Source organism: Clostridium sp. Cult3 (genome assembly GCF_021655115.1).
Classification (GTDB): Bacteria; Bacillota; Clostridia; order Tissierellales; family Tepidimicrobiaceae; genus PPXY01.
In genome coordinates this window covers 65,155-72,776 of sequence record NZ_PPXY01000047.1, presented here as the reverse complement: position 1 = coordinate 72,776, position 7,622 = coordinate 65,155, and the positions used below count along the sequence as shown (strand labels likewise).

Annotated in this window: 8 protein-coding genes; 4 read left to right on the top strand and 4 right to left on the bottom strand. The window is 33.5% G+C overall.

The genetic code is table 11. The features are described from left to right. Window positions 1-200: 200 nt before the first annotated feature. From C3E88_RS09540 to C3E88_RS09535, 3 genes are all read left to right on the top strand, one after another. On the top strand, window positions 201-701 hold the full coding sequence (locus C3E88_RS09540) for a transposase (protein WP_236909954.1): 501 nt from the start codon (window positions 201-203) through the stop codon (window positions 699-701). Window positions 702-836: 135 nt separating this feature from the next. Further along, window positions 837-965: a hypothetical protein gene (locus tag C3E88_RS12355; protein ID WP_272878526.1), complete on the top strand. Its 129-nt coding sequence runs from the start codon at window positions 837-839 to the stop codon at window positions 963-965. Window positions 966-1,028: 63 nt separating this feature from the next. Further along, window positions 1,029-1,418 carry an IS3 family transposase gene (locus C3E88_RS09535; protein ID WP_236909953.1) on the top strand — a complete coding sequence of 130 codons (390 nt, stop codon included), beginning with the start codon at window positions 1,029-1,031 and terminating at the stop codon, window positions 1,416-1,418. 59 nt (window positions 1,419-1,477) lie between these two features. Here C3E88_RS09535 and C3E88_RS09530 read toward each other — a convergent pair whose 3' ends face one another. After that, the gene (locus C3E88_RS09530) at window positions 1,478-3,211 is read right to left on the bottom strand and encodes a hypothetical protein (protein WP_236909952.1); all 1,734 of its coding nucleotides are present in this window, start codon (window positions 3,209-3,211) and stop codon (window positions 1,478-1,480) included. Window positions 3,212-3,344: 133 nt separating this feature from the next. On the opposite strand from C3E88_RS09530, the gene C3E88_RS09525 reads away from it, so the two are divergent. Then, complete coding sequence (locus C3E88_RS09525) at window positions 3,345-3,959, top strand: copper homeostasis protein CutC (RefSeq protein WP_236909951.1); 615 nt, start codon at window positions 3,345-3,347, stop codon at window positions 3,957-3,959. A 26-nt stretch (window positions 3,960-3,985) separates the two neighbouring features. Here the strand turns inward: C3E88_RS09525 and C3E88_RS09520 are convergent, their stop codons facing one another. Genes C3E88_RS09520 through C3E88_RS09510 form a run of 3 tightly spaced genes read right to left on the bottom strand, consistent with a single transcriptional unit; the run spans window position 3,986 to window position 7,620 of the window. Then, window positions 3,986-5,011, bottom strand: a complete 1,026-nt coding sequence (locus C3E88_RS09520) for an ABC transporter permease subunit (RefSeq protein ID WP_236909950.1) — start codon at window positions 5,009-5,011, stop codon at window positions 3,986-3,988. Further along, window positions 5,008-6,039 (bottom strand): ABC transporter permease subunit, encoded by a 1,032-nt coding sequence (locus C3E88_RS09515; RefSeq protein WP_236909949.1) that lies wholly within the window; start codon window positions 6,037-6,039, stop codon window positions 5,008-5,010. The genes C3E88_RS09520 and C3E88_RS09515 overlap by 4 nt, the downstream gene beginning before the upstream one ends. Continuing rightward, window positions 6,040-7,620: a sugar ABC transporter ATP-binding protein gene (locus C3E88_RS09510; RefSeq protein WP_236909948.1), complete on the bottom strand. Its 1,581-nt coding sequence runs from the start codon at window positions 7,618-7,620 to the stop codon at window positions 6,040-6,042. Window positions 7,621-7,622 lie beyond the last annotated feature (2 nt).

Sequence of the window (7,622 nt, the reverse complement as noted above, 5' to 3'; positions counted from 1 at the left end):
GAATAAATGCGGTTATATATTTTTTTTATCATTAAAAGTGACATTTTCACTGAATAAATTTCTATGTTCTTATGTGACATTTTCATTGACTATTGACAGGGTTTTAATAAAAATAAAAAATAGATAGAGTTGATATGATACTTCCAAAGTAGACAGTCTAATTAATAAAAATTAGATTATCTACTTGGAGGTATTTTATTATGGGAAGAAAATCAAAACATAGTAAAGAAGCAAAAATTAAAGCTTGCAAAGATTATGAGAAAGGTTATAGTAGTTTTAAAGGAATTGCAGATAAGATTGGAACTACTAAGGAAGTTGTGCGTCAATGGTATCTAACATATAAAGAACACGGACCTAGTGCACTTGATACTTCAGCTACAAACCAATCATATAGTGAGAAATTTAAGCTAGCAGTAGTAGAAGAATATACCTTAGGCAAATATTCAATGCCAGACTTAGCAGCTAAATATAATATTATTTCTTCTGTTGTAAGAAGTTGGATTAATAAATGGTATAATGGTATAAAAATAAAAGATTATGATCCTAAAGGTGATGTCTGTACCATGAAATCTAGAAAAACTACATTTGAAGATAGATTAGAAATAGTACAATGGGTTATTGAAAACAATATGAGTTACAAAGATGCAGCTGATAAGTATTCAATTACTTATGCGCTTGTATACAAAAGGGCTATGCAGTAACCAAACTATGTGAAGTTCTAAATATTTCAAGAAGTGCATACTACAAACATAAAAATCGTGTGAAACTTGAAAAAGAAAAACGAAGTGAATTGCTATGTTCATTAACAAACAAAATCACAAATTATACATAGACTTATGAATGTTTTAGGTATTACAGCTAGAATTAGAGGTAAGAAAGTTAATCGAATTAGAGTAAAGCCAGAGTATACAAAGGAAAATATATTAGCAAGAGATTTTATAGCTAAGGCTCCTAATAGGGAATAGTTAACAGATGGAACTGAATTCTCAATTCCTGGAGATAGCAGAAAACTCTATTGAAGTCCAATTATGGATATTTATGATAATAGTATAATTGAATATAAAATTTCCTTTAAGAACAATAATCATCTTGTATTTAGCATGTTTGATAAAGCAATACAAAGGTATCCTGATGCAAAGACCATATTTCACAGTGATAGAGGATTTCAATATACAGGGGATGTCTTTAAAGGTAAGATTGAAGAAGCTGGAATGACTCAAAGTATGTCTAGAGTCGGTAAATGTATTGATAATGGACCTATGGAAGGATTTTTTGGTACTTTAAAAACAGAAATGTTTTACGGGGAAAAGTTTAAAACACTAGAAGAATTAGTGGAAAAAATAGTTGAATATATTAAATTTTACAACGAAAAAAGATTTCAAAAAAGACTAAGATGCATGGCTCCTTTAGAATATTGAAACCATGCATCCAAATGTTCATAAAATTTTAGTTAAATTACCTGTCTACTTGACAAAGATCAGTTCAAGTTTTTTCTATCTGTTTTTTGATATTGGCTCAAGTCTATAACCTTTCCATAGTAATTATCTAGTTCATCCCTATGAGCTATTATATTAAATATCATTTTCCCGAAAGTGGTTATTCCTATGCTAATATAGGGATAGTAATTGTATCGTAATAGTCCCATTAATTCTAAATACTTATAATAGACTAGAAGGGACTCTGGATGTTGAATATATTTAGGGGCTAATTCCTGATATCTATAATAAGTATTCTCATCTAGTTCACAAAACAAATCCAATAAATCATTCATGGCTTTTTCTAAAAGAACCTGATCTAAATTAGGATTTACAAGGCTTAAAAATTGATAATTTAAAATGTATTGAAGGAATATACTATACCTTTGTTCATCTCCTAATCTTAAAAATAGGGGAGCTTTTTTAGTAGCATTTATTAAATCATCTTCAAGTACTATAAGTTTTTTATCAATGGAAAATTGATAAAAAAGATTTATCATTGGGAAATCTTTTTGATTGGGTCCTTTCCTAGTAATTACCTCACTGTTTTCCATTACTTCATTAATATTTAATAGATCTTTTCTCTTAATATATTTATTCTTCTTTGTAGATTCTAATGGATTGTTCATTATATATAGTAAAAATTTTTCAAAATCCATTAGAAAATCGAAGGCTTGTTCGTTCAATGAATTGACTATATTGTCAACTAAAATTTTATCTATATAAAAAGGCAATTCAAATTTTTTGATCCTATTAAAGTATAGAAATCTGTTTTTGCTTATTTTAAGTATCTGTTCGTAGGATTCCTTATATATGGGAGTTTTGTTTTTTAGATAACCTAAATATTTTTTCAATGTAGATATAAAGGAATTCAACTCCCTTTCATCGGTGATAAATCCATCATCAATGACTTCTTTTAATAGGAATTCAAAGTCTATTTGATCTAAATCGTAAAGGGTCATTTCCTCATCCATTAGACAATATTCAAATAGATTTATTAGATTGTTTACATGTTTTTTTATTCTGGGTTTAGACATTTGATGGGATAAATAGTATTCAAATTCCTCCAACTCATCGTATAGAATAGAGGTAAAATCCTCATCTAATTGGATGATACCGTATATACACTCGGTATAGATCCTATATATGTTTAGACTATATCGTTTTAGGTATCTGTCTATAGTCAATTCAGGCTCTCTTAATCTTACATAATTATAATCTATTAATACCTCTTCTATAAATAAATCTTTTATGGAAGAAGGGAGAAAGCTAATATTTCCTATAAACCCTTCATGTTCTAATACCCTTCCAATACGGCCAAATATTAAATTGTTTTGCCCTAGCATTGGGGCTAGGTTGGGTTCCCAAAGGTAATGATGTTTTCTGGTCAATAGATCTATCCCGTGAATATGTTCTCCATCGATTTCCAATATTTCAAACAGGGATATATGGGATTTGTTCCTTTCCATCAGTATTTCTTTTTCTATATTGGTTAGCTGACAGGATTTGTCCTCTAGCATATGTTCTATGAAACTTTTACCGTAATGGGTTCTATAGTCTATACTAACCCAAACATTAAAGGCTATCATGGTTTTCTGCTCATCAAAGTCAGGATAATAAAATTCTATAGAATCTAAAGATTTATCCTTGTTTATAAAATCATTTATATATTTAATTAGTTTTTTCGTAGTATTTTCCTGTAAAGTTTTAATCTGATCATAACTTAAATTATACATATGGACCTCCAAACAAAGTGTAATGATGATTATTGATTAATATATGATATATATATATTATATACCAATATGGATTATTCTGCATAGGTAATGGAGGAAAAATTTTGGTATAATAAGGGGGGGAGGTTATGCTATGGAAATATTAAAGGAAGCTTGTGTAGGAAATTATGTGGAAGCTGAAAGGGCTTTTGAAGGTGGAGCCCATAGAATAGAATTATGTGACAATCTAATGGAAGGTGGTACTACTCCTAGTTTTGGCACCATTTTGTTGGCAAAAGAAAACCTAGGTTTAAAGGTACATGTAATCATACGACCAAGGGGAGGGAGTTTTGTATTTACAGAAGAGGAAGTAAGGATAATGGAGAAGGATATAGATATATGTAGACAACTAAAGGTAGACGGTATAGTCATAGGTGCTTTGACGGAGGATGGAAAAATAGATGAAGCTGTCTTGAGAAGGCTAGTAGGTAAGGCAGGGGATCTAAGCATCACATTCCATATGGCTTTTGATGAAGTAGGGGATAAGAAAGCTACTTTGGATAAATTAGTAGACTTGAATATAAATCGAATACTTACCAAAGGTGGAAAGGGGAAAGCTTTAGATAATCAGGAATCATTAAAGGAATTAGTTGAGTATGCAGGGGATAGGATTGTTATACTAGCAGGTGGAGGAGTGACTAAGGATAATTATATGGAATTAGTAGAGAACACAGGGGTTAAGGAAGTTCATGGCACTAGAATAGTATAAAACAGGGTGGCTTAAGCCACCCTGTTTTATATATCACTTAATGAAGTTTTTGATTTATCTTTTTCCCAAGCGTGAAGAAGTAATGCTAATCCTATGACTCCATAGGCTACGAATACTCTGAAATATTCTCCGATTTGAGCATTGTTCATCAGATTTTGTCCTGCTAGCGGAGATATGATAAATAGGAAATGGAATAGAAAGGTTCCAATTAATGCCTCCTTCCAAGATGCCTTATCTACGCTAGCTCCTCCTACAAGAAGGGAAGCAACTGCAAATAGTCCTACTTGCTCATGACTAGCATAGGTATTCATGGTACCAATATTTTGTAAGAATATTATCTGTCCCCAGGCAGCCAAAACTGTAGACATGATTATGGCAGTTATCCTGGTCTTATCAACATTTATGCCTGATACCTCTGCAATATACATATCTTGGCCTACAGCCCTCATATCCTGACCTAATTTTGTCTTTAAGAAATAATTTACCAATAGGTATAGGCCTAAGGTTAATAGTAAAGTGGCTAAGGGATATTTGCCTAAGGGAATTGATCTATCCAATGCATATCTAACCCCCACCAAATCCACTGTATTCTTTAATCCTACACCGGAAGATAGGAGTAGGGATTTGTTTTTTATAGGGATTAGGCTTCCAGCCATTACTAGAAATATTAATTGATATATTCCGTTGGCAAAAAAGCCTAAGATCATGGAGGTGATCATCTCTTTTCCCTTTGCTTTATTTAAGATCTTGCCAACTAAAAATCCAAAAAGAATAGCAATGGGGGTAGATGTGACAAAGCCTAAAAGCAATCCTAATCCGCCACCGATAGTGTGATTGGTGATTATGATTAGGGCAATTTGCCCTGCCATAGCTCCTAATACTATAGCAAAGTTTAAACCCATTCCAGTGATTACTGGAATAATTAAGGATAATACTAGTACTAGATTTCTGGCTAGTCGTATGACCATTTCATCCATTAAGAATTTTATAGGAAGGCCGGTAAAAAAATATCCTGCTACTCCTAATATAAGAAATATAATTGGTACCATCATGCCTTCTCACCTCCAGTTCTTGTCAATGCATATAGAATGATACCATTCGATATGATGGTTCTTATTACTTCAGACATGCTTCCTTCAGCTAATATATTGATTACTGGTAAAGCAACTACCAATAGAGATTGGAACAACAGGGTGCCGATAATAACATGGATTATTTTAGCTCTTTGCAGGGAAGCACCCCCTATTAGTATGGAAGCTACTGCTGGCATAGCTGCATATAGGGGAGCATTATAGAGCTGCAAGAATCCAAAGGATTGGCTATATACTATTATCCCAACAGCTGCTAATACCGTAGAAAAAATAGTGCCTATTATCCTTTCCCTACTTACATCTATACCATTAGATAGGGCAAATTCCTCATTGCTTCCAGCTACTCTCATAGAAAGTCCTCTTTTACTTCGATTGTACACCCACACTATGAAGGCACAAAGAGCAAAAAACAATAGTAATCCCGTAGGTACTACTACATTACCAATTTTAAAAGCTAATAAATCATTTAAAACATGGGCCATAGAGGATTCTAAAGATACGGTAACCCTAAGCCCTGAGCCACCATAGGCCCATATGAGTTCAGGACTTTTGAATGGAGCTATTAGCCAAAATATACACATTAGTGATACTACGGAAAAACCTATATAGGTTCCTACGGTCATCTCTTGACCTTTGATTTTATTTAGCATACGACCATAGAGGTATCCAAACAACACTGCCAATGGAATGGCTATCAGGATTGATATTAAAAAGCCTTTAAATCCAGAAAGCTGAAATTCGATGCTGATCAATGCTCCTATCAAGCCAAATACTATGCCTAAGGGTAAGTTGAAGTTAAGGCCGATACCAGATTGGACTGCTGGTACCATAGCTAATACTAGTATGGCGTTCATACCAAATCTGACCAATATATCTGTGATCAATCCTGACAGGGGAATGTCAATAGCTACTGCCAATATAATAAGACCAATTAGAAATAGGGCTATTATAAATCTTGGAAAACCAATCTTATCTATGAATTCTTTCATTTAATTCACCACCTTATCTAAGCTTTCTCCAGCCATTAGAAGTCCAAAGTGTTCGTCAGAGGCATCAGGGGAAAGTATTCCCTTGACTCTACCATCATAAATAATGGCTATTCTATCTGATATTTGACGAAGTTCACCTAATTCGCTAGAGGTGATGATTATTGTCATATTTAGTTCTCTGTTCAATTTAACTAGGGTATCTAGCACTAATTTTTTAGCTCCTATATCTATACCACGGGTAGGTTCTGAAACTAACAATAGATCTGGTTCCAGTGTCAAAGCCCGTGCGATGCAAACCTTTTGTTGATTTCCGCCACTTAAATATCTAGTGTGTTGTCTTGGTCCAGTGCATCTTATATCCAATTCTTCTATCATCTTTAGAGCGTGTTTTCTTATGGCTCTTTCATCTATTAATTTTATAGGTCCAATTTCTATGAGAAATTTATCTTGTATTTCAAGTGCTGAAAAAGCCATATTAAATTCTAAGGAATCATCTAGAAGAAGTCCTACTCCCCGTCTATCTTCTGATAAGAAGGCAATGGAGGAGTTTAGAGCTTCTCTAGGATTATTTAGCAAAAGCTCTTTTCCATACTTAATAATAGTCCCAGAAGTCTCATATATTCCCATTATTCCATTGGCTATTCCCAATTTCCCTTGACCAGCTAATCCACCAATTCCTAATATTTCACCTTTTCTAATCTGTAGATCAATACCTTTAACTCTTTCTCCAGGCATATCTACCTTGAGATTTACAACTTCTAGGATGTATTCTTCATCAATTACCCTATTTTCTTCTTCACGGATTATTTCAATTTCCCTACCTACCATCAGTCGTGCCATATCTACTATGCTTATTTCATCGGCAGCTACGGTTTTGACTACCTCACCATCCCTTAAGATTGTAATAGAATGGGCAATGTTTTTTATTTCCTCTAATCTGTGTGAGATGAACAATATGGATATACCCATTTCTGACAATCTTTTTACCACATCTAAAAACTGGGTAGCCTCTGTCTCTGTAAGTACTGCTGTAGGTTCATCTAGTATCAAAAGCTTTAGATTGCTTTTGTCGATTTCCCTAGCTATTTCAATAAACTGCATATAGCCAACAGGGAGTCCTGCTATAGGTAGGTATTCATCTATGGACATGTTTAATTTATCTAAAGAAGTACGGGCATCTTTTGTCATAGTAGGTCTATCTAGTCTTTCTAGTTTCTTACCAAATATATTGCTTAGGAAAGAGGGTTTAGTACTTTCTCTATTAAGCTTTATATTTTCAGTAATAGTAAAGCCTGGAATCAACATGAACTCCTGGTGAACCATACCAATTCCAAGTTCCATAGCATCTTCGGGAGAATTGGGGAAGAAGCCTTCTCCATTGACTATTATTTCCCCTTCAAAACCACCTGTTGAATGAATCACAGGCATTCCAAATAGTATATTCATCAAAGTAGATTTTCCAGCACCATTTTCTCCTACAAGACCATGGACTTCTCCTTCCTTAATAGATAGGGAAACTTGGTTTAATACCTGATTTTCGGCATAATATTTGGATATATTCTTTAATTGTATTAAATCCATCT